Origin of the sequence: Shewanella profunda, from assembly GCF_023283765.1 — a bacterium.
GTDB lineage: Bacteria > Pseudomonadota > Gammaproteobacteria > Enterobacterales > Shewanellaceae > Shewanella > Shewanella profunda.
In genome coordinates, this window is the sequence record NZ_JAKILG010000029.1 from 26,496 (window position 1) to 49,606 (window position 23,111).

Annotated in this window: 18 protein-coding genes; 5 read left to right on the forward strand and 13 right to left on the reverse strand. The window is 45.7% G+C overall.

Going from position 1 to position 23,111, the window contains the following annotated elements; genetic code table 11:
• Positions 1-34: 34 nt before the first annotated feature.
• From L2744_RS13895 to ohrR, 5 genes are all read right to left on the reverse strand, one after another.
• Entirely contained in the window at positions 35-1,699 is a 1,665-nt protein-coding gene (locus L2744_RS13895; protein ID WP_248992471.1) for a methyl-accepting chemotaxis protein, read from the reverse strand.
• A 133-nt stretch (positions 1,700-1,832) separates the two neighbouring features.
• Positions 1,833-2,987 carry a chromate efflux transporter gene (gene chrA / locus L2744_RS13900; protein ID WP_248992472.1) on the reverse strand — a complete coding sequence of 385 codons (1,155 nt, stop codon included), beginning with the start codon at positions 2,985-2,987 and terminating at the stop codon, positions 1,833-1,835.
• 117 nt (positions 2,988-3,104) lie between these two features.
• Positions 3,105-4,274, reverse strand: a complete 1,170-nt coding sequence (rlmC, locus tag L2744_RS13905; protein WP_248992473.1) for a 23S rRNA (uracil(747)-C(5))-methyltransferase RlmC — start codon at positions 4,272-4,274, stop codon at positions 3,105-3,107.
• Positions 4,275-4,351: 77 nt separating this feature from the next.
• Positions 4,352-5,527 carry a glycerol-3-phosphate dehydrogenase/oxidase gene (locus tag L2744_RS13910; RefSeq protein ID WP_248992474.1) on the reverse strand — a complete coding sequence of 392 codons (1,176 nt, stop codon included), beginning with the start codon at positions 5,525-5,527 and terminating at the stop codon, positions 4,352-4,354.
• A 115-nt stretch (positions 5,528-5,642) separates the two neighbouring features.
• Positions 5,643-6,140, reverse strand: a complete 498-nt coding sequence (gene ohrR, locus L2744_RS13915) for a transcriptional regulator OhrR (protein ID WP_283103976.1) — start codon at positions 6,138-6,140, stop codon at positions 5,643-5,645.
• Between the two features lie 137 nt (positions 6,141-6,277).
• On the opposite strand from ohrR, the gene ohr reads away from it, so the two are divergent.
• The 3 genes from ohr to L2744_RS13930 all read left to right on the forward strand — a co-directional run bounded on the left by ohr (position 6,278) and on the right by L2744_RS13930 (position 8,626).
• Positions 6,278-6,703, forward strand: a complete 426-nt coding sequence (gene ohr / locus L2744_RS13920) for an organic hydroperoxide reductase Ohr (protein WP_248992475.1) — start codon at positions 6,278-6,280, stop codon at positions 6,701-6,703.
• Positions 6,704-6,931: 228 nt separating this feature from the next.
• Entirely contained in the window at positions 6,932-8,356 is a 1,425-nt protein-coding gene (locus L2744_RS13925; protein WP_248992476.1) for a cytochrome C biosynthesis protein, read from the forward strand.
• An 84-nt stretch (positions 8,357-8,440) separates the two neighbouring features.
• On the forward strand, positions 8,441-8,626 hold the full coding sequence (locus L2744_RS13930; protein ID WP_248992477.1) for a cytoplasmic protein: 186 nt from the start codon (positions 8,441-8,443) through the stop codon (positions 8,624-8,626).
• A 69-nt stretch (positions 8,627-8,695) separates the two neighbouring features.
• Here L2744_RS13930 and L2744_RS13935 read toward each other — a convergent pair whose 3' ends face one another.
• From L2744_RS13935 to L2744_RS13955, 5 genes are all read right to left on the reverse strand, one after another.
• Positions 8,696-10,432: a hypothetical protein gene (locus L2744_RS13935; protein WP_248992478.1), complete on the reverse strand. Its 1,737-nt coding sequence runs from the start codon at positions 10,430-10,432 to the stop codon at positions 8,696-8,698.
• A 271-nt stretch (positions 10,433-10,703) separates the two neighbouring features.
• The gene (gene mtgA / locus L2744_RS13940; RefSeq protein WP_248992494.1) at positions 10,704-11,489 is read right to left on the reverse strand and encodes a monofunctional biosynthetic peptidoglycan transglycosylase; all 786 of its coding nucleotides are present in this window, start codon (positions 11,487-11,489) and stop codon (positions 10,704-10,706) included.
• Between the two features lie 722 nt (positions 11,490-12,211).
• Complete coding sequence (locus L2744_RS13945) at positions 12,212-12,994, reverse strand: phosphoadenylyl-sulfate reductase (protein ID WP_248992479.1); 783 nt, start codon at positions 12,992-12,994, stop codon at positions 12,212-12,214.
• The gene (gene cysI / locus L2744_RS13950) at positions 12,987-14,684 is read right to left on the reverse strand and encodes an assimilatory sulfite reductase (NADPH) hemoprotein subunit (protein ID WP_248992480.1); all 1,698 of its coding nucleotides are present in this window, start codon (positions 14,682-14,684) and stop codon (positions 12,987-12,989) included. Before cysI ends, L2744_RS13945 begins: the two co-directional genes overlap by 8 nt.
• Positions 14,685-14,784: 100 nt before the next feature.
• Entirely contained in the window at positions 14,785-16,584 is a 1,800-nt protein-coding gene (locus tag L2744_RS13955) for an assimilatory sulfite reductase (NADPH) flavoprotein subunit (RefSeq protein ID WP_248992481.1), read from the reverse strand.
• Positions 16,585-17,003: 419 nt separating this feature from the next.
• Between L2744_RS13955 and L2744_RS13960 the strand changes: the two genes are divergently transcribed.
• Together L2744_RS13960 and pntB are read left to right on the forward strand one after the other, a co-directional pair.
• Positions 17,004-18,530: a Re/Si-specific NAD(P)(+) transhydrogenase subunit alpha gene (locus tag L2744_RS13960; RefSeq protein ID WP_248992482.1), complete on the forward strand. Its 1,527-nt coding sequence runs from the start codon at positions 17,004-17,006 to the stop codon at positions 18,528-18,530.
• 11 nt (positions 18,531-18,541) lie between these two features.
• Complete coding sequence (gene pntB / locus L2744_RS13965) at positions 18,542-20,026, forward strand: Re/Si-specific NAD(P)(+) transhydrogenase subunit beta (protein ID WP_248992483.1); 1,485 nt, start codon at positions 18,542-18,544, stop codon at positions 20,024-20,026.
• A 114-nt stretch (positions 20,027-20,140) separates the two neighbouring features.
• On the opposite strand, the gene L2744_RS13970 is transcribed toward pntB, so the two are convergent.
• From L2744_RS13970 to hldE, 3 genes are all read right to left on the reverse strand, one after another.
• Positions 20,141-20,620: a TetR family transcriptional regulator gene (locus tag L2744_RS13970; protein ID WP_248992484.1), complete on the reverse strand. Its 480-nt coding sequence runs from the start codon at positions 20,618-20,620 to the stop codon at positions 20,141-20,143.
• Positions 20,621-20,772: 152 nt separating this feature from the next.
• Positions 20,773-21,600 carry a hypothetical protein gene (locus tag L2744_RS13975; protein ID WP_248992485.1) on the reverse strand — a complete coding sequence of 276 codons (828 nt, stop codon included), beginning with the start codon at positions 21,598-21,600 and terminating at the stop codon, positions 20,773-20,775.
• Positions 21,597-23,027 (reverse strand): bifunctional D-glycero-beta-D-manno-heptose-7-phosphate kinase/D-glycero-beta-D-manno-heptose 1-phosphate adenylyltransferase HldE, encoded by a 1,431-nt coding sequence (gene hldE / locus L2744_RS13980; RefSeq protein ID WP_248992486.1) that lies wholly within the window; start codon positions 23,025-23,027, stop codon positions 21,597-21,599. The genes L2744_RS13975 and hldE overlap by 4 nt, the downstream gene beginning before the upstream one ends.
• Positions 23,028-23,111: the final 84 nt, after the last annotated feature.

Below are 23,111 nucleotides of genomic sequence, written 5' to 3' on the forward strand. Positions count from 1 at the left end.
TTTTAAACCTCCCATTTTCATGTACTGATTTAAATTAAATTCTAAACTGTCCCACTAACTTACCTAAGTTAGTCCCCTCCTGCGATACGGTTTGACTTATTCTGGCCGCATCTTGGCTAGAATGGAGTAACTCGTTCACAATTTCTTGTATGGCATACACGTTGCGGTTGATCTCCTCAGTTACAGAGCTTTGCTCAGTAGCAGCGGTTGCAATTTGTGTGCTCATATCATTAATGGCGGTCACAGCGGAAGTGACAGAGCCTAAGCTTTCAGATATCGCACGGGAAGATTCCACCGAACGCACACAACTTTGTTGGCTATCTTCCATCGTTTTTACCGCTTGCGCGACAAGCTTGTGCAGTGCCGATAACATCTCATTAATTTCCAAAGTACTGGCCTGCGTCCGACTGGCTAAATTACGCACCTCATCGGCCACCACCGCAAACCCTCTGCCCTGCTCGCCCGCACGGGCAGCTTCAATCGCAGCATTTAATGCTAAAAGATTGGTCTGCTCAGCAATACCACCAATGACCGAAAGCACACTGTTAATCTTTTTAGATTGTTCACTTAAGGATTGAATGCTGCCTGCCGCATTATTAATTTGCTCCATCAAACCAGCAATTTCCTCTAAGGAAGCATCGACACAGCGCTGGGCATTGGCGACATCACCGGTGGCAGCTTGAGTCGCTTCAGCTACTTGCGTGGTATTTTGTGCAACCTCACTGGCCGTTGAAGACATTTCGGTAATCGCTGTTACCACCTGATCAGTCTCATTATTATGGCTGATGAGTTGGCTAGACATCACTTTAGTTTGATCGTGGATCGCGTTGGCCGCCTCTTTTACCTTAGCGGTTGCACTCGCCACATCGCCAATAATGGTTTGAAGTTTATCCACAAAGAGGTTGAAAGATTGACCTAACTGGGCGATTTCATCTTCACCGTTGACTATGAGTCGCTTAGTTAAATCCCCTTCACCCTTAGCAATATCGTTTAAATTTTCAGCCATTTTCTTAATAGGCACAACCATACGGTGCGACGCAATCATAATGATGAATGCTGTAACCCCAGTCAGTAGCAGTGCAATGAGCAAAACGCCAAAGGATTTATCTACCATTTGCTGTGCCATTGTAGTGCGGTAATCTTCGACAACAACTTCTATATCATCAATATAGGCACCTGTTCCTAACATCCAATCAGTACCTGGCACCATCACCACATAGCTCAGTTTTTCAATCTGCTCATTGGTATTAGGTTTTTGATAGTAATAGGAAAAATGACCATCACCTCGTTTAGCAGCATCGAGTAAACCGACAATAATTTTAGTGCCACGGGGATCCGTCATGTCGATTTTATCCTGCCCTTCAAGCGCAGGAATTAAGGCATGGAAAATATTTTTACCTTTAGAATCATATATAAAGAAATAACCCGCACTACCAAAATGAATATCGCGCAGAGCTTGATTCACATTGCCCTGTTCCTTTAAAGACAGCTGGTACTGCACTATCCCTGTTGCAATTTCAGTCGCTTCCTTTATTTGTTGTTTGCGTTCACCGACGAGCTTTGTTTTAAAGGTAGCAACTCCATCATCGAGAGCCTCCTTTTCGGCATAGTAAGAAACAGACATCAATACAAGTAAAGTCAAGATCAGGGGTAACAGAGATAACAATAGTAATTTGTTACGCAAACTAAAATTCAACATGCTTAATTACTCCGAGGGGATACAGCTTATATTTTTTGTATTGTTGAAGTATAACTAAAATTGACCAATATCTAAGCGCCGAAGGTAACAAATCTGAATAATCTTTGTAAAAAATTCCTTTCCACTTGCTGACTTACACTATAAGTGAGCTTAAGACACCATAGATACAAAAGCTCAAAACTAAAAATAGCACCGGTGGTTTAAACAGCCTCAATGCACCAAAACCGAGCAATACCAAGGCCATATCTTGACCTGAAAACACAGCTTGGCTAAAGACAGGTTGATAAAGCGCAGCCGCAAGTAGCCCAACGACGCAGGCATTGATACCTGCTATTGCACCGGCGATTTTTGGCCTAGCAGCAATGGCATGCCAACTTTTCAACCCCACTAACATCAACAAAAATCCGGGTAAAAAAATAGCCGCAGTCGCAATACAAGCCCCCATAAGGGGTTTGTCTAACATCATCTCGGCACCAAGAAAGCTGGCAAAGCTAAACATAGGACCGGGGACCGCCTGTGCGAAGGCGTATCCGGTTAAAAAGCGATCACTGCCAAGCATATCGCCAACGGCGGTTTCAAGCAGCGGCAGAACAACATGACCACCACCAAACACAAGGCTACCAACACGATAGAACTCCCCAAAGATCCCGGCCTCTGGCCCCATACTCACCATAAAGAAGCTAGCAATAAGTAAGGCTACAAATAACAGCAGCCAGAAGTAATTTAAACGGATGGGCGCAATTGCGTTCTGGTCATTCCCATTCTGAGCGCTCAGTAAACGCACGCCCAAAATAGCAGCAAGTATTAACACCCCTATTTGTGTCCACATAAAAGGGGCAATCATAATGGCCGCGGCGCTTACCAGCATTAAGATCCGTGCAATTTTACGCTGGCAAAACTGTTTAAACATCGCGAGCACAGCGTCGGCTACCACCACAACGGCCATTAATTTAAGCCCGTGGATCATGCCCTGCATAGCGTGATTAGTCAGCCAAGCTGCGGTGGTTACTGCAAGTAAATACATGAGGATAAAGGAAGGTAATGTAAATCCGACAAAAGCGGCTAACGCGCCAACTAATCCCCCTCTGTGATAACCGATAGCAAAACCCACTTGGCTAGAGCCCGGCCCTGGCATAAATTGGCTTAAAGCGACAAAACTGGCATAACGCTTATCATCGAGCCAACCCAGCTCATTAACAAAGGTCTGGCGAAAATATCCAATATGGGCGGCTGGACCACCAAAGCTCATCAAGCCTAAGGTCAAAAAACGTAAGAAAATCTGCAGCATGATATTTGCCCATTTATGCCTAAAGTGCTGAAGAGTATGCCACTAAAAAGACATCTTGATGAAATACATAAATCATCTGGTCACTCGCTTCACCAGCAACCAAAACCATTTATGCCGTTAATCCTTCACCAACATAGCTAACACTTCGAAGTGATCCGTGTGCGGGAACAGGTCAAATAGTTGCACTTTAGTTAAGTGATAACCTTGAATGTGCTCCAAATCCTTGGCTAAGGTTTTAGGATTACAGCTGGAATAAAGAATAGCCTTAGGAGCAAACTCGCTTAAGGATTGACACAGCGCGTCTCCAATACCGCGCCGTGGCGGATTGACGATAATCAAATCTGGCTTATCGGCGGCGCTTTTACCCTTGGCAAAATCGGTTGAGTCGAGCGCCATAAATTGCACATTCTCAAGTCCCATCAACTGAGCTGACATTTGTGCACAGCTAATTGCCTCTGCTTCAATTTCAATCCCAGTAAGCGCAATGTCCTTCGTAGCACAGTGCAACCCAAAGCCGCCCACTCCGCAAAATAGATCCCATAGCGACTTAGGCGCAAATTCAGCGACCCACTCACGGGCAGTTTGATATAACTGCGCAGCTACTTGAGGATTCGTTTGGAAAAAACTTTTAGGTCGAATAAACAACGGAACATGATTAAATCGCTCTTCGAGACGGGTATTTTCAGTTAAAAAAATCTCTTCATCCCCTTCAAGGATCGCCATATGAATGGGCTGAATATTCACTGAAACCACTTTAATCTGTGGATATTCGGCCAGTAATGTGGGCAACTCTCTCTCGATACGTTCAATACTATTATGTGATCGCAATACAAAACGCAGTAGATACTCGCCACGCACTTGGCTGCGCGTTAACAGAATAAACTTAAGTTCACCCTTGGCTTTATCGACGCGATACGGAGGGATACCCGCCTGCTGCACAAATTGCGTTAAACGATGTAATAGCATTTGCATATCAGATGGATATAACAAGCAATCACAAAGACTTACCGCCTCACCACTCGGGCTAATAATTCCAAGCACAGGAGCGTGAGCAGCGCCTAACACCACCATTTTGGCCTTATTGCGAAAGGCACTCGCATCACCAACAACGGGCGGTTGAAAAATATCCGCAGGATCTGCAACAAATGGCATGAGTAATTGCTGTAATTCTAGGATTTTAGCCGTCAGCTGTAGCGCCATAGGAACTTGAATATGGCGACAGGATTGACATTGGCCTCGATTAAAATAACCACATTGCTTGACGGTATTTACAATAGCAGCACTCACGACAGTTCCTAGATTTCAATAAAAAAAACGCCACACTGTAGCGTTTTTGCAGGTAAAAATCACCCTAAGCCGCACGATTAGCTCAAGGTGAGTGAGTCTACATCGGCGATAGGTTTACGTTTACCTATGGCTAGCTCAACCCATTCAAGTACTTCTACAGAGGTACTTCGAAAAGTCGTTAATTTACCGCCATATAAACTTAAGATGCGCGGATGGGATCTTGATGTTTGCATCAAGGTATCCCGCGGACGCTCAAAGGCTTGACTACTTTGTTTGGGTAAGACTCTTACCCCACAAAAAGTACTGATGATCTTCGCTTTAAGTTCATCCATTTCAGGTGCAAGTGGAAAATAATGCCTATAGATACCGAGGAGATAATTCAATTCAGACTCAGTCACCTCTGGTGGTTCATCTAATGAACTAAGCTGGGTTTCAGTCGTGCCAACCAAGGTCTTTCCATACCAAGGCATCACAAAAATGACCCGTTTATCGAAACAAGACTCAAGGTATAAAATGCCATCGGGAGCGGGAATATCGAGTAACAAATGAGATCCCTGCACCCAGTCCAGCTCAACGCCCGCTAAAGGAGGCGAAACTTTACCCAAAATATCATTAACCCAAGGGCCGGCAGTATTGATCACTAAACTCGCCTGCACTTGCTGAATATCTCCCCTATGACGAAAACTCAACTTACAACATTGAACTTGATGCTCGAGCCCTAAAAACTCGGCTTCTGCATATACCTCAGCACCCAGAGTTTGAGCACTGCGCGCTACAGCTTGGGTCAACAACTTATCATCGGTCTGCGCATCCCAATACTGGAACACCGCTTTTAATCCCGAAAGTTTTAACCCCTTAAAACGGTGCCAATGCACGGCGGGAATGGATTTAAATTGCCCCAAGGCATCAAACTCACTCAAGAGCGCATACAAACTAAGGCCAGCCCGTATAGTCAAAGGGCTTCGTTGGCTGTCTTCATAGACAGGAATGTAAAAAGGTATCGCTTTGACGAGTGTGGGCGCAAGCTTGAGTAGATTACGCCGCTCAAGCAAAGACTTACGAACTAAGTTAATTTGTCCTGTTTCTAAATAGCGCAGACCACCGTGGATAAGCTTGCTGGAATTAGCCGAAGTTTGCCCACCAATTTCAGCCTTTTCAATTAAGAGCGTCGAATAGCCTGCCGCTGCCGCATATTGAGCAATGCCTACGCCACTAATCCCGCCACCAATAATGGCTATATCAAAAGAAGTCATAAATATCCCCTAGATAATACTGCCATAACCAACGCATCCATACGCTACACCTTTAATGACGCTTGACCTCTATTACGCTTAAATATGTCAATAGGTTAAATTGGGATCAAATATCTTAGTCAATACTGGCATGTAATTGTTTAAGCGCCTTATCGCAAAGCTGCTTCAACGCTTTGAGTTCACTCAACTCTCCCCCCACTTTACAGCGCATTAAATGGGGAATGCCACTCGCTTGGGATTTAAGCGCTACCCCTTCTGGCGTTAAATCCAACACTCGCACCCGTTCATCTAACTCACTGCGACCTCGACGCACTAATCCTTTAGATTCTAGCCGTTTAAGCAAAGGAGTTAAGGTGCCAGAATCAAGAAAAAGTTTATCCCCTAAGGTTTTAACGCTAATCCCCTGTTCTTCCCACAGCACTAACATCACTAAATACTGAGGATAGGTTAAATCCAACTTATCCAATAAAGGGCGATAAGCTCGTACCATCGCATTAGCTGCACTATAAAGTGAGAAACACACTTGATGTTCTAGACATAAGGCATTGTCTGTATTTGTATTTTCATCCATATCAGCTGAATGAGTTTGGGGTTGAGATTCAAGTGTTGGCATAGGGAGACTCATAAATTTAAATATATTGTGCACAATATACTTGCATTCGTGCCAAAGATCGAACTATAGTTTACCACAATTGAATTGCTCACAACTTAAATCGCTTTACTCAATCCTAAACTTGAAAGGTCAATACCATGAAAACACTTTATGAAACACGCGCCACGGCAAAAGCAGGTCGTCAAGGTCAAGTCAGTACTGATGATGGCTTACTCGATGTCGCCCTTACTTATCCTAAGTCGATGGGAGGCAGTGGACTTGCCACCAATCCTGAGCAACTCTTTGCAGCAGGTTACGCAGCCTGTTTCTCTAACGCCGTTTTACACGTTGCCAAACTCGGTAAAATCGACATTACACAAGCCCCCGTCAGTGCTGTCGTAGGCATTGGCGCTAATGAAACGGGTGGTTTTGCCCTTACGGTTGCATTAGAGGTCAGCTTAGATTTACCACAAGCTGAAGCCGAAGCTTTAGTCCGTCAGGCTCATCAAGTATGCCCTTACTCTAACGCCACTCGAAATAATATTGATGTGAAACTCAGCGTAAACGGCACTGTATTAAGCTAAATGACCTGTGTAACACCATCCATAAAGCACCTTTTGGGTGCTTTATCTTTTATCCAGTGCCATCAAATAACTGCTAAAAAAAGACCTGTCAGAGTTCCCAAAAAATGGCTAATCGCGAGTTGATTAACACTTCTTATTATCCAATTTAATCAAATGAATGGAATTAAGTAGAGTAAGTGCTAATTTAACCGTTTGATGATCCACTAACCCACATTTGTGGGAGGCGCTATGACAAAATACCTTTCAAGATTCTCTTTTCTATGCTCCCTCATGTTTGCGCTACTCTTTATCAGTCCAAGTTGGGCCAACACAGAGACGCCAAACACAACGGATAACACTTGGCATTATGTGAATGAGCAAGGCGAGCTTAAAATAAAGCTCTATTTTTTCTGGTCAAAAACCTGCCCACACTGCGCCGAGGCCCATCCCTTTATTGACTCATTGCCACAAAAGTATCCTTGGATAGAACTTGAGTCCCATATGATATCCGCAAAAGGCGTGCAAGATATTTGGCAAAATATCGCTTCAAAAACAGCGACTGAAGCGCGTTCAGTTCCCTATATGGCAAACTGTGAAAAAGCCATCGTAGGTTATTCCAGTGAAGCTGTTACTGGAGAGTTTCTCGTTAATCGTTTGAAAAATTGCTATTTATCACTGGGCGGCACACTTAGTGAGGCGGATATGCCCACTAAAGGGGTTGCGAATATATCTGCAAATACAGAAAGTAATGAGCCACTTTTTGGCACCTGTGGCAGCGATACTGGAAATGGTACTTGTGATGCAACTAGCTTAAGCGAGCCAGAGGTTCAACCCGTCGAATTACCGCTAGTTGGCGTCGTCACCCCAGAAACCATGTCTCTGCCCCTACTCACCTTAGTACTTGCAGGCGTCGATGCCTTTAATCCCTGCGCCTTCTTTGTATTGCTGTTTTTGTTGTCAATCATGGTAAATGCAAAGAGCCGCGGACGTATGTTATTAGTGGGCGGCATCTTTGTATTCTTCTCAGGTTTTATCTATTTCCTGTTTATGACCGCATGGCTAAATATCTTTAAATTACTCGGTGCTGGCAGTGACGGTGGCATGATCATCCTCGCGGCGGGTTGTTTAGCGTTAATCGCGGGGGTCATTAACGTGAAGGATTACTTTTTCACGAAGGGAGACGTGACCCTATCTATGTCGGCAGAGAATCGTACTAGCCTGATAAAACGTATGGGGAAACTCTCTAATTCGAGCAGCTTGGGCGCATTGATTTTAGGCTCGACTGTACTGGCAATTCTGGCTAATACCTATGAACTGTTATGCACCGCAGGTTTCCCAATGATCTATACCAGCGTGCTATCTATGCATAACTTGCCGGATTTCGAGCGTTATATGTATTTGGTTTTATACAATATTGTCTATGTGATCCCACTGGCAATTATTGTTATCGTATTCAGTGCAACCTTAGGTAAACGTAAGCTGACGGAAAAAGAAGGCCAAGCCTTGAAATTAATGTCAGGGATTATGATGTTTGGTATGGGTGTAGCCCTCGTTATAGACCCAACATCACTACAAAATGTTGGTCTCGCACTAGGATTAATTTTAGGTTCGCTAGGGGTAACGGCTATTATTGTACTTAGCAGAAAATTCCTAGCCGCTAAGAAGACGAGCTAACCAAAGTGCAAAACTGGGCAAATTCAACTAAAGTAAATCCTGAGTTTGCCGATAGACAGGGCTAGCTTATAACCGAGGTTAATTATGTCAATTTCACTAAATACTCAAGCAATCACACCTAATCTAGAAAATGGTGCTATTGGGGTTAAAGTCGCTCAATTAGCCAAAGAGCAGCAAAAGGTTGAAGGCCAGATTGCGGTAGATTTAATTCAAGCTGCTACACCACAACCTGTAGGTAATACTGGCCGCAATATCAACACTACAGCATAAGCCTTAGTGTCTTAGGATAATAAAAAGCGCCTCATTATCAGGCGCTTTTTTTATAGCAAAAATAACGACTTACTTTTTATCACTGGCCTTAGAATTAACAACAGAACCCAAAACAATTCCCTGCTTGTTCACATCGAAACTCATTTGAACACGCATGTTGTAATCTTTTAGCATTTGCACTTCTTCTGGAATGGGTTCACCGCTCATTTCTAACAGAGTAAGTATAGGAGTAAACATCTTGCCATAGTCAGCAGACAGGCTATACATGCCATTGGCCGATAGTTTTTCACTCGCCAACTTGTCTGCAAGCGCCAAGCCTTTATCACCGCTATAAACCACTAAATGCTGACCTTTGATGGCAAGCATTGGCTTAATGCCTAATTCAGGCGGCAACATCAGCAATGGCGATAAATCTGTGGCATCACCGTTTTCTGCAAGCTGTACTTCGGCCAGCATAGGCGCAAATGGCTTGACCATATTGAATAGCATCGCTGGATTATCGGCACTTAAGCTCACTAAGGCATCTAAACTTTCTAACTGAGGTTCGGACTCTTGGGTACCCATTTTATAATCGAGTAATGAAATGCTCATGCCTTTCACGCCATTTGCCATACCGGTGAACATACCTAGCATAGCTGGACTTTGCTGGCTCAGTTCAGTTTGAAGCTCAGCCAATGGTGCGCAGGTTAATTGTGGTTTTTGCAAGTCATCCCAAATGGCTGTCAATGACGGTGTGACTTCGTTAACATCAAAACCGAGCCCCATCGAAAAGATAGTACTATCGATATTAGCTAAGTGAGCAGGGATAAAACCACGCATTTTTTGCAGTGCTGTAAGGATAGGCTGGTTTTTAGTTTCCACCACAAAGGAAGCTGCCATATGGCTTTCTTTCTCTGTCACGGAGAACGCAGTCAATCCCGCTACTGTACGCGGCCAATTGGCTGCAATCGCGCTTAATTCAGCACGACACTCAGGCGTTCTGATCTCTGCTAATGGATCTTCACCGCTGTTTTCAGCGGCAAATAACTTAGTTAGCTGCTTAGAGAGCATATTGCTATCGGGTGACGTTAAGGCTTTTACAATTTCCACATGGTTGATAAAGCTAATGCTATCTTCCATAAAACCGTGGGTTTTAATGATCTCTTGCAACATACCTGATGCTGCCAAAGATTGTGGTGCCTTCTTCAATCCTAAAGCCATTTCTAATAATTCAGGTTCGGTCACTGAAGTACTAAAAGTCACGGTAAGAATGCCATCTTTATGGGCAAATAGCAGATCTGCTTTTTCAGATGAGCTGTCATCGGATAATGCATAGGCACGGTAATCAACACCGCCAACTTGACGTATTTCGTGGGCAACACCACTGTCTTTTTCGGCTTTATCTAAAACAGCCCAAAATGCCGCGACTTGATCCACATCGATTTTAAGTACAGGTAAGGCACCTAAAGTATAGAAGTATGGCTTAATTTCATCGGGAAAACCGAAGGTTTTAAGCAGTAAGGCAGGATCTTTAATCCCATCCATATACTGCTGATAAATACTCACAAAGAACTTGCCCATAGGGCTGTCTAATTCACCTAATTCAGCGAAAACATCCGTTGGATATTGCTGATAATTTCCAGAAATCGAGTGTAAATATGCTTTTAACGGGAATGGCTTTAATTGACCTGAAAACACTGGTGTGTCGGCAGGCACATAATCGAGCAGAGGATTTGCGGAGACACTTGAGCTTGTTCCATGCTGAGTGTACCAATACGCGCCTGCACCCGCCGCTATTATCGCCGCAGCTATCACAATCTTTTTCATCTAAAAACTCCATTTAAGTACATTTAATTTTGTAAATAATACCTAGGCACTGACCTTTGGTATTTAAAAATACATTCACTTTTACATAAGTTCGATAAAGACAATGTAAAACGAAAAATCAATTCTCCCTCACTGAGCCACAATAAATATTGCACTCCAACAAGACGCAAAATTTGCCCGATAATTTAGCATTAATCAGGGCTATAAGCTAACAGCTAAGATTAGGTCAACAAAAAACCACAGAAAATACCTTAGCCAAATCGGTTGTAACTTATTCCACACCATGCACTTTATTAAGGGTCACTTCTCCTAACTGACGCATTTGTTTACGTATCCAATCGGAACGCTGTTCAACATAGGAAGAGGGAGGAGAAACCTTATAACGCCATGGATTAGGCAAAACAGCCGCGAGCAAAGATGCCTCATAACGGGTCAATTTGGCGGCAGACTTACCAAAATAATGCTTAGATGCGGCCTCGGCACCATAAATTCCTGGGCCAAATTCGACGATATTTAAATACACCTCAAGAATGCGCGATTTATCCCAAATAAGCTCCATTAGTAGGGTAAACCAAGCTTCAATTCCCTTACGCAAAAAGCTACGGCTTGGCCACATAAACAGATTCTTAGCCGCTTGTTGACTAAGCGTACTTGCGCCGCGCACCTTGCTCCCCTTCTGGTTATATTCGAGCGCAGAACTGATTGCCGCCAAGTCAAAACCGGTATGATCAGCAAATTTTTGATCTTCTGCTGCAATCACTGCCAACTGCAGTTCTGGGGAAATTTGTTCAATATCACGCCATTGGTGACGAACCTCGGTAATAGTGGCAGGAGGAAACAAAGCACGCTCTATCCGCCAACTCCACATAGGTGGATCGACGAAGCGCAAAAAGATTACGATAAGAATCGAGCTTAACCACAGCCAAAATACAATTTTAAATAACCAAGAAATTAAACGCTTAAAACCACGCTTACTCGATTTGGGTGAAAGATGATTCGTTCTACCGATTGAGGGATGATTGACATGATCCCGCATCGCATACAAAGGAGCGGTCATTTGCATAGTCTCATTTAAAAAATCCCGTCAATATTAGCTTATTTTTCAGATACATTGCTTTAACCCATTTTCCCTTATCTAAAAATATATACAAATAGAAAATGGTCGCCCAGAAATAAGTGATTATATTGTCATAAACCCAGTAATAAACCGAGTCAAAAAATAACAATAGGAAAATAGGAACAAGAGATTAAGGAATGATAACCCAGTTAATTTCTGAGGATACACTTGATTCAACCTCGGCAGCTTTGACGACAGCTGGCCGAGGTGAAAATGACTGATTAACGAGGGCTAGCAAGTCAATCAAACTGCTTGATACTCGCGGAGGCGAGTAAGGTCTTTCGGAATATCACTGCTTCCACACCCGTGATCTTGCTATACAGCAAAACAAGCCCATAAATAGCAATATCCAAAGGTTGCATGACAAAACATACGTGAGATGTTTGTGTCACCTATTTTACACAGCCACATTCCTCAAAACCATCTACGGGAACTTCAAAATATAGCTCAGACTTGGCTGATGTGCATAACTCTGTGAATAAAAATGTACAACATTTAATCATCTAAAAATTCATATGCACTGGACCCAATCTATCTTAATTAAATGTCGACTTGATGACACCACGAACATTGTTCAGAAACCTATTGTTCCAATAACAACAAACCTTTCTCGCGCATATAAAAACGCCCTAATGGCTATTAAGGCGTTAAATCAAAAATGACTAGATTTCGTAGTGCAGACCACACTCGCGCTGTAGGCCATTAAAGCGAGTTTCTTCCTCTGTCATACCTAATTCGAGTGGTTTGCTCGAATGGGTATCACCCACAGAAACATAGCCTTGGTCCCAAAGTGGATGGTACGGCAAGTCAAATTGAGTCAGATATAGGTGCACATCTTTATTCGACCACTCGATAATCGGCAATAACTTAAAGCGAGTACCATGAATCGCCAGTATCCGCAACGCCTCACGGGTACTGGCTTGACTGCGTCTAAGCCCTGCAAACCAAGTGCCGACCTCAAGCTCGGCTAAAGCGCGTTGCATAGGCTCAACTTTGTTTAACCGGTTGTATTGCTCTAGTCCGTTTACCCCTTGCTCCCACAACTGACCAAAGCGCGCCTCCTGCCATGCCGATGTCATCACTGCTTGATACACTTTTAAATTCAGCGATAAACGCTCTGTCAGCTCATCGATAAACTGATAGGTCTCAGGGAACAAATAACCCGTATCCGTGAGGATCACCGGAATATTCGTCTGTGCCTGACTCGCCATATGCAGCATCACAGCGGCTTGAATCCCAAAGCTTGACGACAGTGCATGGTTAGCGGGCAAATAGGTTAAGCCCCATAGCACCCGCTCCTGTGCGCTCAATCCGGCTAAGAACTGATTTATGCGCTCAAGCTCTATCCCTTGCTCTGCCTTAGGCGCACTCAATAATGCCTTGAGTTCGGCAGCGCTGACCACAGTCGGCACTTTATCACTGGTTTTTTGCTCAAGATCAGCCATGAAAATCCTTAGCGGCATCGATCACCGCCTTCACTACGCCCACGCGGACGGTGAAGTTACCGAAGGTTTCGCCAGCATCACGCTCAACGGCGTAGCGGCCAAACAGGGCATCCAATTCGGCGAGAATGTCCGCCTCTTGGATATTTTCTCTGTGCATCTTGTTCAAACGAGTCCCTTCAAAACTTGCACCTAAGTACAAGTTATAACGACCCGGCGCCTTACCCACAAGCCCAATTTCAGCGGCAAATGGGCGGGCACAACCGTTTGGACAACCCGTCATACGCACCACAATCGCTTGCTCGCTGATGCCGTGTTTTGCCTGCAGCGCATCGATATGATCGATAAACTCAGGGAAATAACGCTCGGCTTCCGCCATCGCTAATGGACACGTCGGCAACGCCACACAGGCAATCGAGTGACCGCGGGTTTGCGTCAACACTTGCCCAAGTAGACCGTGTTTGCGGGCTAAGCCTTCAATCGTGGCTTTATCTTCTGCTGCGACGCCTGCGATGATCATGTTTTGATTCGAGGTCATGCGGAAATCGCCCTTGTGGATCTTAGCAATTTCACGCAGCCCCGTTTGCAGGGTTTGGCCCGGTAAATCTTTAATACGACCGCTTTCGATAAATAAGGTTAAATGCCACTTACCGTCAACGCCTTCGACCCAACCATAACGGTCGCCGCGATCGCCGATCACAACCTCACGCTTAGGTTCAAACTTCACCCCTGCACGCAGTTCTACTTCGGCTTTAAACTTCTCATAGCCATGGTCGACGATAGTGTATTTAAGGCGTGAACGCTTACGGTTAACACGATTACCCCAGTCGCGTTGCACTGTCATGACAGCTTCGGCAAACTTCATCACGTCTTCGGTTTTGATAAAACCAAAGTCATCAGCCAGACGTGGGAAAGTTTCCACTTCGCCATGGGTCGAGCCCATGCCACCGCCCGCGGTTAAGTTAAAGCCAACCAACTCGCCGTTTTCGGCAACAGCAATAAAGCCTAAATCGTTGGTGTAAACATCGACATCGTTATCGGGAGGAACCGCAACCGCCATTTTAAATTTACGTGGCAGATAGGTTTTGCCATACACAGGTTCGACGGTTTCATCTTCGGTAGTGAGTAACTTTTCTTCATCTAACCAAATTTCGGCATAGGCGCGAGTGTGTGGCAGCAGATGATCGGACAGTTGTTTCGCCACCGCATAGGCCTGCTCGTGCAGTTTAGATTCCACCGGATTGGGGTTACACATCACGTTACGGTTAACATCACCACAGGCAGCAATCGAATCCAGCGCTTCCCGATCTAAGTCTTGAATAATGGTCTTCAAGTTACGCTTAGGAATACCGTGGTATTGGAAGGTTTGACGGGTCGTCAAACGAATGCTGTTCGAGCTGGTGAGCGTCGAAGCAATTTTGTCTACGCCTAACCATTGCTGCGGAGAACAAATACCGCCAGGTACACGGGCTCGCAACATAAAACTATATAAAGGTTCGAGTTTTTGCTCTTTACGTTCGTTACGTAAATCGCGGTCATCCTGCTGATAGAAGCCATGAAATTTGATCAGCTGCTGATCGCCGTCACTGAAACTGCCAGTCACAGAAGAATCTAAACCTTCTTTGATGGTCCCGCGCAGGTAATCACTGTCGGTCTTTAGGTATTCGTTTAACGCTAACTTTTGCTCACTCATGGCAACTGCCTCTTAAAATTGGGTTCGCTGGCTGCACAGGTCATCATGTGTGCAGCTTTGGCTATTCTTATGCGTTTCTTTATGTGCGCAACGGTTGAGATTAATACACGTCTTTTTGGTAGCGTTTATCGCTGCGCAGGGTTTCAAAGTAGGCTTCTGCAGCCTCAATATTTAAACCACCGACTTCAACTGCCACCTCAATCAAGGCTTGATGAACATCTTTTGCCATCCGCTCGGCATCGCCGCAAATGTAGAGGTGCGCGCCATTTTGCAACCATTGCCACAGGGCTTGGCCTTGCTCTTTAATGCGGTGCTGCACATAAATCTTATGGGCCTGATCGCGTGAGAACGCCACGTCGATACGGCTGAGATCGCCATTTTTCAAATACTGTTGCCACTCAGTTTGATACAGGAAATCCTCTTCAAAGTGAGGATTGCCGAAGAATAACCAGATATCCCCTTTAATTCCTTGAGCAACGCGTTCCTGCATAAAGGCGCGGAAGGGTGCAACACCTGTACCTGGACCCACCATGATCACCGGTGTTTCTGGGTTTTCGGGTAAACGGAAATGCTTGTTCGACTCAACATAAACCTTAACTTGCGTGCCTTCCTGCGCAGACGCTAAGAAGTGTGACGCGCCGCCAAAACGGGCTGCGCCGTGACGCTCATCTTCCACTAAGGCCACCGTTAAGTGAACTTCAGTTTCGACTTCACTTTGGCTTGAGGCGATAGAGTAAAGTCTTGGCGTTAATGGACGCAGTAGCTCAAGCAGTTTTGCTGCGTTTAAGGTTACAGAGTTGTTTGATAACGGATACTGAGTGACTAAATCGGCAAATTGGTGCTTAAGGATAAAGTGGCGCACTTGTTCTTTATCCTCGCTCAATGCCAGCAGTTCTGCATTGCCGCTTAATTCGGCCCAGGCTTTGACTAATCCAGGGTATAACTGAGTCAGCTCTTTCCTATCGACCAGGGCTTGCTTAAGGGGCAAGGATTCAGTACCAATCGTCACTAACTCATCAGCGGCCAATGACAGACCCGCTAGGACTTCATCGACTAACACTTCGTTATTACTAAACCACACACCAAGGGCATCGCCCGCTTGATAGCTTAAGCCTGAGTCGCCTAAGTCGATTTCAACATGACGCACGTCTCTGTCTGATCCACGGCCGGTAATTTTCTGGCTCACAAGTACTTCGGCGCTATAGGGGTTTTGCTTAGTAAACTCACTTTCGCCAATCGCTTTAGCCGTGCCGATGGATACCACACTGGCGGACGAGGTTTCGATTAGCGGCTTAACGGCCTCTAATACATCGGCGTGCCACTGACCCGCGGCAGCTTCATAATCCACATCGCATTCAATCAAAGGTAACAGTGACTTAGCACCCAGAGCTGCTAAGCGGGCATCGAAGTCTTTACCGGTTTGGCAGAAGAACTCATAGCTAGAATCCCCCAGCGCGAGCACTGAGTAATGTAGATTGTCTAACTTAGGGGCACGTTTCGATGCTAAAAACTTATGTAATTCAATCGCATCATCCGGTGCTTCGCCTTCACCATGGGTGCTGACCACCAGCAAAAGCACGCTTTCTTGTTTTAATTGGCGAACATTATATTCACCCATAGAAGCGAGATTGACCGCATAGCCTTGGGATTGTGCTTTCTCGGCAAGCGCCTTAGCCACACCCCGGCCATTACCCGTTTGGCTGCCATAGAGAATCGTCACTGTTTGAGCCGTTTGCACTTGCGCAACAGGCGCTAATTGACCCGCATTGGCAGTTGCAGCAAGATAGCCACTCACCCAAGCCAGTTGCACAGCACTTAACTCAGAAGTGAGTTGTTTTAGCTTCTCGACTTGTCCTTGAGACAATGGCGAAGCTAGCGATGAAAGTTCTTTTAACAACATGAGACGGCCCTATGACAGTGTAATGTCCACAAGCTTATCGCGGTTTAAGAAAAGCAAAAAAGAATAAAATCGGATTTTTAATTCCATTTTGGAATATACAAAGTGCGAAATTTAGGCTACAAAAGTGTGCACTAGTTAAAAGTTTTTGATACGACCAGTGCAGAAACGACTAGCTTGAGAAATATGCGCTTGTGTCAAACCAAAGTATTGCCACAATGGAACGAGCCTGCCGTACAGTGACCTCTGTTGCTCGCAGAGAAGTTTGTTTTGAAAGCACAAATTTCACACTCAAGATTTAATGCGCTAACTTGCCACTATCGAATAAACGAGTTAACTCTTGCTGCTGCCTAGCCCTACCTAGGTTTGGCTCAGGGAAAGTACTCAGGCGGAACGATTATATAAACCATCAGGGAGTAGTCATGCAGATTGGAATACCGAGAGAGAGTCTCGCCGGTGAAACTCGGGTCGCCGCGACCCCTGCCACCGTAGAGCAGCTTAAAAAACTCGGCTTTGAAGTTGTTATTGAGGCCAATGCGGGTCAACTGTCAAGTTTCGATGATGCAGCGTTTGAAGCTGCGGGCGCGAAGGTGACAACAGACGTTTGGCAAGCCGATCTCATTTTTAAGGTCAATGCCCCAAGCGACGCCGAAATCGAACAAATCAAAGACGGAGCGACTATCGTCAGCTTTATTTGGCCCGCACAAAACCCTGAGCTGGTAAAGAAGTTATCTAAACGTAAGATCAACGTGATGGCAATGGACATGGTGCCACGCATCTCCCGTGCCCAGTCACTCGATGCCCTATCTTCTATGGCTAACATTGGCGGTTATCGCGCCGTTGTTGAAGCCGCGCATCAATTTGGCCGTTTCTTTACCGGCCAAATTACCGCCGCAGGAAAAGTGCCACCCGCCAAAGTGTTAGTGATTGGTGCCGGGGTTGCAGGTCTTGCCGCTATTGGCACTGCAGGCTCGCTTGGCGCCATAGTGCGCGCCTTCGATACGCGTTTAGAAGTCGCCGAGCAAATCGAATCTATGGGCGGCCAGTTCCTCAAACTGGATTTTGGTAGCGAAGAAGGTGGCTCATCGGACGGTTATGCTAAAACCATGTCGGACGAATTTATTGCCGCCGAAATGGCACTGTTTGCCGAGCAAGCCAAAGAAGTCGATATCATCATCACCACAGCGCTGATCCCAGGTCGTCCAGCACCTAAGCTCATCACCAAAGCCATGGTCGATAGCATGAAGAGCGGCTCAGTGATCGTCGATTTAGCGGCAGCGACAGGCGGTAACTGCGAATACACGCAATCGGGTGAGCTGTTTGTTACCCCTAACGGCGTAAAAGTGATTGGTTATACCGACCTTCCCGGTCGTCTACCTGCGCAATCGTCACAGCTTTACGGCACTAACCTAGTCAACCTGATGAAGTTAATGTGTAAAGAAAAAGACGGCACGGCCAACATCAACTTCGATGATGTGGTCATGCGCAATATGACTGTGATTAAAGAAGGTGAAGTGACTTTCCCGCCACCACCAATCTCGGTTTCTGCGGCGCCAGCAAAACCGGCTGCAAAAATCGAAGCGAAAAGTACCACTCCGAAAGCACCATCCAAACTGAAATACGTGCTCGCCGCCTTAGGTGCGCTAGGATTCGCGGCTGTGGCATCGGTTGCACCGCCAGAGTTCCTATCTCACTTCACCGTTTTCGTGTTGTCCTGCGTGGTGGGTTATTACGTAGTGTGGAACGTATCCCACTCACTTCATACGCCTTTGATGTCAGTGACTAACGCGATTTCAGGCATTATCGTGGTCGGCGCCCTACTGCAAATCGGTCAGGGTTCAACTTTGGTCACTGTACTGGCATTTATCGCCGTGCTGATCGCCAGTATTAACATCTTCGGTGGCTTTACTGTCACTCAGCGTATGCTGAAGATGTTCCGCAAGGGTTAAGGGGGTATAACGTGTCTCAAGGACTGGTAACAGCAGCTTATATCGTTGCCGCCATTCTCTTCATCTTCAGTCTCGCGGGACTGTCGAAGCAAGAGACGGCAAAAAATGGCAACTTATTCGGTATTTTAGGTATGACGATCGCCCTATTGGCGACCATTTTCAACCCTGATACTAACGGTATTGCATGGATCTTAATTGCCATGGTGATCGGTGGTGCCATTGGGATCCGCTTGGCATTGAAAGTCGAAATGACTGAAATGCCAGAACTGGTTGCCATATTGCACAGCTTTGTGGGTATGGCCGCGGTATTAGTGGGTTTCAACAGTTTTATCGACTTGCACCCACAGGAAGTTTCACAAGTAGTGGTAGCCGTAAGTGGTGATATTAATAGCACATTAGCGGCAGTACAGGATGCCCTTAGCAAAGCGGCAAACGCTGCCAGCAAAGCGCATCTCACTGGCGCTATGCTTAACATTCATTTGGTCGAAGTCTTCCTCGGGATCTTTATCGGTGCGGTGACCTTTACGGGTTCTATCGTTGCCTTTTGTAAGTTACGCGGACTGATTTCTTCTAAACCTTTGATGTTGCCACATCGCCATAAACTGAACCTAGTGGCAGTACTAGTGTCCTTCGCGCTGATGGTGTACTTCGTTCAGACAGGCGGCACTATGCCTGCACTGCTACTGATGAGCCTAATTGCCTTCGCCTTTGGCTGGCATTTAGTGGCATCGATTGGCGGCGCGGATATGCCAGTAGTAGTGTCGATGCTGAACTCCTACTCAGGTTGGGCAGCTGCTGCTGCGGGCTTTATGCTGTCGAACGATCTGCTGATCGTGGTCGGTGCCTTAGTGGGCTCATCGGGTGCAATTCTGTCTTACATTATGTGTAAGGCGATGAATCGCTCGTTTATTTCAGTTATCGCGGGTGGTTTTGGTACAGATGGTGTGGCATCGACTGCCGATGAAGAAATGGGCGAATACCGTGAAACCAACGCAGAAGATGTGGCGGATATGCTGAAAAATGCAACGTCTGTCATCATCACTCCAGGTTACGGTATGGCGGTGGCACAGGCGCAATATCCTGTCGCTGAAATCACCCAAAGACTGCGTGATCGCGGCGTAAAAGTCCGTTTTGGTATCCACCCAGTTGCAGGCCGCTTACCCGGTCATATGAACGTACTGCTAGCGGAAGCAAAAGTCCCCTACGATATCGTGCTCGAAATGGACGAAATCAATGAAGACTTTAAGGACACTGACGTAGTGCTCGTCATAGGCGCAAACGACACGGTTAACCCTGCGGCGATGGAAGATCCAGGTAGTCCCATCGCAGGTATGCCAGTGCTGGAAGTGTGGAAAGCACAAAACGTGATTGGCTTTAAGCGTTCGATGAACACAGGTTATGCCGGCGTGCAAAACCCACTGTTCTTCAAAGAAAATACCCAAATGCTGTTTGGGGATGCCAAGGCCAGTGTTGAAGCAATTTTAAAAGCCTTGTAACTAAAAGCATTCCATCAATCCGATAAAAGGGAGCTTCTGCTCCCTTTTATATTTCGGCAATTTCAGCAATAAAAAAGGAGCCGTATGGCTCCTGTTTTATAGCAATTAGACTGTTTATGCAGCTTTAGCGATATCAAAGTTTGATAACAACATCATAGCTGTACGGCCCAATAAATGATTGATCGTACGATCACCCGCTAAGCCTAGCTCTGCAATCGCTTGCTGACGAGCTGTGCTAACCGCCCTAAAAAGGGTGATTTCATTGTTTGCACCACCACAAAGACTAAAGAACAGTCTCAATACTGCGCGATAATGCTCTTCCTGCATTGCCTGCATCCACGATGATTCGAGTGTTTCTTGGCTCGAAAAATCGAGAGCCGCAACAAATAGATTGCCAATACGGCTATCTAAACGAACGAGAAAATCGCTCTTGCGCGGAAAATGATGACTAATGCCTGTACGGCTAATACCCGTAGCTTCAGAGAGCGTGGTATAAGACATAGTGTCAAAGCCAATCGTCAAAATTTGTCTTAACGCTTCATCCATAATCTGATTAATGGTTTGCTCAGTTTGTACTCGCGAGCGCTTAGCCATAGTAAAGTCCCCTTCTTCTTTTTCTTGGTGCGGAGCTTACCAAAGCATCTCAGGGATTACTGCTGCCTAAAGAACCAAAACGAGTGTATTTCACTTTTGTTCAGCTAGGGTTCAGTTTTAAACAAGGGGTTATGCTTATTTTATTTACATTTTCACAACATCGAGTTTTGTACCAACCAGTCATGGGCTTTTTCTTCTCCCATAAGCAAAACGAAGGTTGGTTTTAAGTAGAGACCAAGTTTGGACTTTCGCCAAAACAGGTATTTAGGAAGGGGTTGCAGAACACTAGCTCCAAAAGTACGTTGTATTAAACTCGAATACTCCTGCAATACGCTAGGCTCTAATTGTTCGATTTTCGGATAAAAGTCAGCCAAAAAATCTTGATAGCGAGAATATTGCCCAATCTGTATTGCATTATACTTATTTAACACTTGTATCATCATTGGCGCACTCCAATGAGACATATTATGCACACTTGTTAATGCGGCAAGGTTGCGCCTATGGTATTGCTGCCATGCAAGGTTAAAGTCATTACTCTCCCTTGCAATACGCCAAATCAAATAAATATCAGCCAAGCATTCCTGCTGATAAGCGCTTAAATTATTTGGTAATACTGTACCTTGCAACGCAATATTTTCAAGATGCCCTAGCTCGTGCCATAGGGTTAGCTGAGGCTGCTCTAGCAACTCTAACTGATAGGTCATACTATCAATATTGACGAATTGTACTTGAGGTGTTTCTTGCTTATTTATGAGGATTAATCCGGATAAATGACTATCATCGACTGGCATCACCATAGCACTTCTAAAACCGATATCACGCTTGAATTGCTCAAGCGTGCTTGGTAATTGTGTACGTACCGATGTGGAAAGAGTTTCAAGACATTCGGTCAGTTCCGATAAAGGACAAATTAAAGCCTGCTTATCCGCGATAGGCACCCAAGACAGGCTAGAAACCAATGTCAGAACAATTAAACTCACTGATTAGCCATGATATTTTGGATAATTGCCGTGGTTGAAATACCATCCTCAAAGCCCAGCACTTGCACTTGACCACCGGCGGCAATCACTTCGGCACCACCCGCGATATCTTCAATTTTATAATCGCCGCCTTTAACCAGCAGATTTGGTAGCATTCGAGTGATGATCCGCTGCGGCGTGTCTTCACTAAAAGGCACGACCCAATCAACAGAGGCTAATCCCGCGAGCACAGCCATACGGCGATCAACCTGATTAACTGGTCGACCTTCACCCTTGAGCCGTTTAACCGAGGCATCATCGTTTACCGCAACGATCAAACGATCGCCCAAGGCTTTGGCTTGTTTGAGATAACTCACGTGGCCCGCATGTAAAATATCGAAGCAACCATTAGTCATCACTACCCGCTCACCACGCAGTTTGGCTTGCTCTAAGGCGTAAGCCAGTTGATCTTCACTCACAACACCAAAACCTGATTCGCCATGGTGCAAGGCTAAGGCTTCGATAAGCTCAATGCGGCTGACAGTAGAAGTGCCGAGTTTGCCGACCACAACACCAGCGGCGGTATTTGCAATCGCACAAGCTTGCGCCAAATCGGCACCCGCAGCTAACGATGTAGCTAAGGCCGAAATCACAGTATCGCCCGCACCAGTCACGTCATAGACCTCACGGGCAACGGTAGGTATGTGTAGCTCTGGCGCATTGGCAGTCACTAAGGTCATGCCCTTTTCTGAACGGGTGACTAAGATGGCATCAAAATGATGTTGCTTGAGTAAGCCTCGTGCTTTTTCCAGCAGATCTGCTTCAGAGGTCACAGCACCAACAACGGCTTCAAACTCGCTCATATTTGGGGTAATTAATGACGCGCCCTGATAACGGCCAAAGTCGCTGCCCTTAGGATCGACTAATACCATCACACCTTTCGAACGCGCTAAGGCAATGAAATCACGCGGCTGATCGATAGCGCCCTTAGCATAGTCAGACAACACCAGCACATCGACAGAATCGAGTAAGGCTTCACACTGCTTAAGTAAACGGACACTATCGGCCTGGTCGAAGGCTTCTTCGAAATCGAGGCGGATCAACTGCTGATTACGCGACAATACCCGCAATTTAGTGATGGTTGGCTTATCGGCAATACTTAACCATTGGGGTGCCACCCCTAAGGTTTGCACACCGAGCGTTAAGGCATTAGCGGTATCGTCTTGGCCGACGAGCCCTGCAAGCTGGACTTGACCACCTAAGGTCGCGATATTGAGCGCCACGTTGGCCGCGCCGCCGGGCCTGTCTTCGACTTGATTAATCTTCACCACAGGGACAGGGGCTTCGGGAGAGATACGACCCGTAGGACCAACCCAATAGCGGTCTAACATCACATCGCCGACGACTAACACTCTGGCTTTTTCAAATGCTGGCAGAGAAACCTTCATAGTGCTCTTATCTTTATGCAGAAATTAAACCGTGATTGTACCTAATTTTCAGTGAAAATTGAGTTAGAATAAGCAGTAATTTTC

Coding starts and splice junctions, on each gene's coding strand:
- L2744_RS13895 (WP_248992471.1), bottom strand. CDS start 1,699: ATGTTGAATTTTAGTTTGCGTAACAAATTACTATTGTTATCTCTGTTA.
- chrA (WP_248992472.1), bottom strand. CDS start 2,987: ATGCTGCAGATTTTCTTACGTTTTTTGACCTTAGGCTTGATGAGCTTT.
- L2744_RS13910 (WP_248992474.1), bottom strand. CDS start 5,527: ATGACTTCTTTTGATATAGCCATTATTGGTGGCGGGATTAGTGGCGTA.
- ohrR (WP_283103976.1), bottom strand. CDS start 6,140: ATGCCAACACTTGAATCTCAACCCCAAACTCATTCAGCTGATATGGAT.
- ohr (WP_248992475.1), top strand. CDS start 6,278: ATGAAAACACTTTATGAAACACGCGCCACGGCAAAAGCAGGTCGTCAA.
- L2744_RS13925 (WP_248992476.1), top strand. CDS start 6,932: ATGACAAAATACCTTTCAAGATTCTCTTTTCTATGCTCCCTCATGTTT.
- L2744_RS13930 (WP_248992477.1), top strand. CDS start 8,441: ATGTCAATTTCACTAAATACTCAAGCAATCACACCTAATCTAGAAAAT.
- L2744_RS13935 (WP_248992478.1), bottom strand. CDS start 10,432: ATGAAAAAGATTGTGATAGCTGCGGCGATAATAGCGGCGGGTGCAGGC.
- mtgA (WP_248992494.1), bottom strand. CDS start 11,489: ATGACCGCTCCTTTGTATGCGATGCGGGATCATGTCAATCATCCCTCA.
- L2744_RS13945 (WP_248992479.1), bottom strand. CDS start 12,994: ATGGCTGATCTTGAGCAAAAAACCAGTGATAAAGTGCCGACTGTGGTC.
- cysI (WP_248992480.1), bottom strand. CDS start 14,684: ATGAGTGAGCAAAAGTTAGCGTTAAACGAATACCTAAAGACCGACAGT.
- L2744_RS13955 (WP_248992481.1), bottom strand. CDS start 16,584: ATGTTGTTAAAAGAACTTTCATCGCTAGCTTCGCCATTGTCTCAAGGA.
- L2744_RS13960 (WP_248992482.1), top strand. CDS start 17,004: ATGCAGATTGGAATACCGAGAGAGAGTCTCGCCGGTGAAACTCGGGTC.
- L2744_RS13970 (WP_248992484.1), bottom strand. CDS start 20,620: ATGGCTAAGCGCTCGCGAGTACAAACTGAGCAAACCATTAATCAGATT.
- hldE (WP_248992486.1), bottom strand. CDS start 23,027: ATGAAGGTTTCTCTGCCAGCATTTGAAAAAGCCAGAGTGTTAGTCGTC.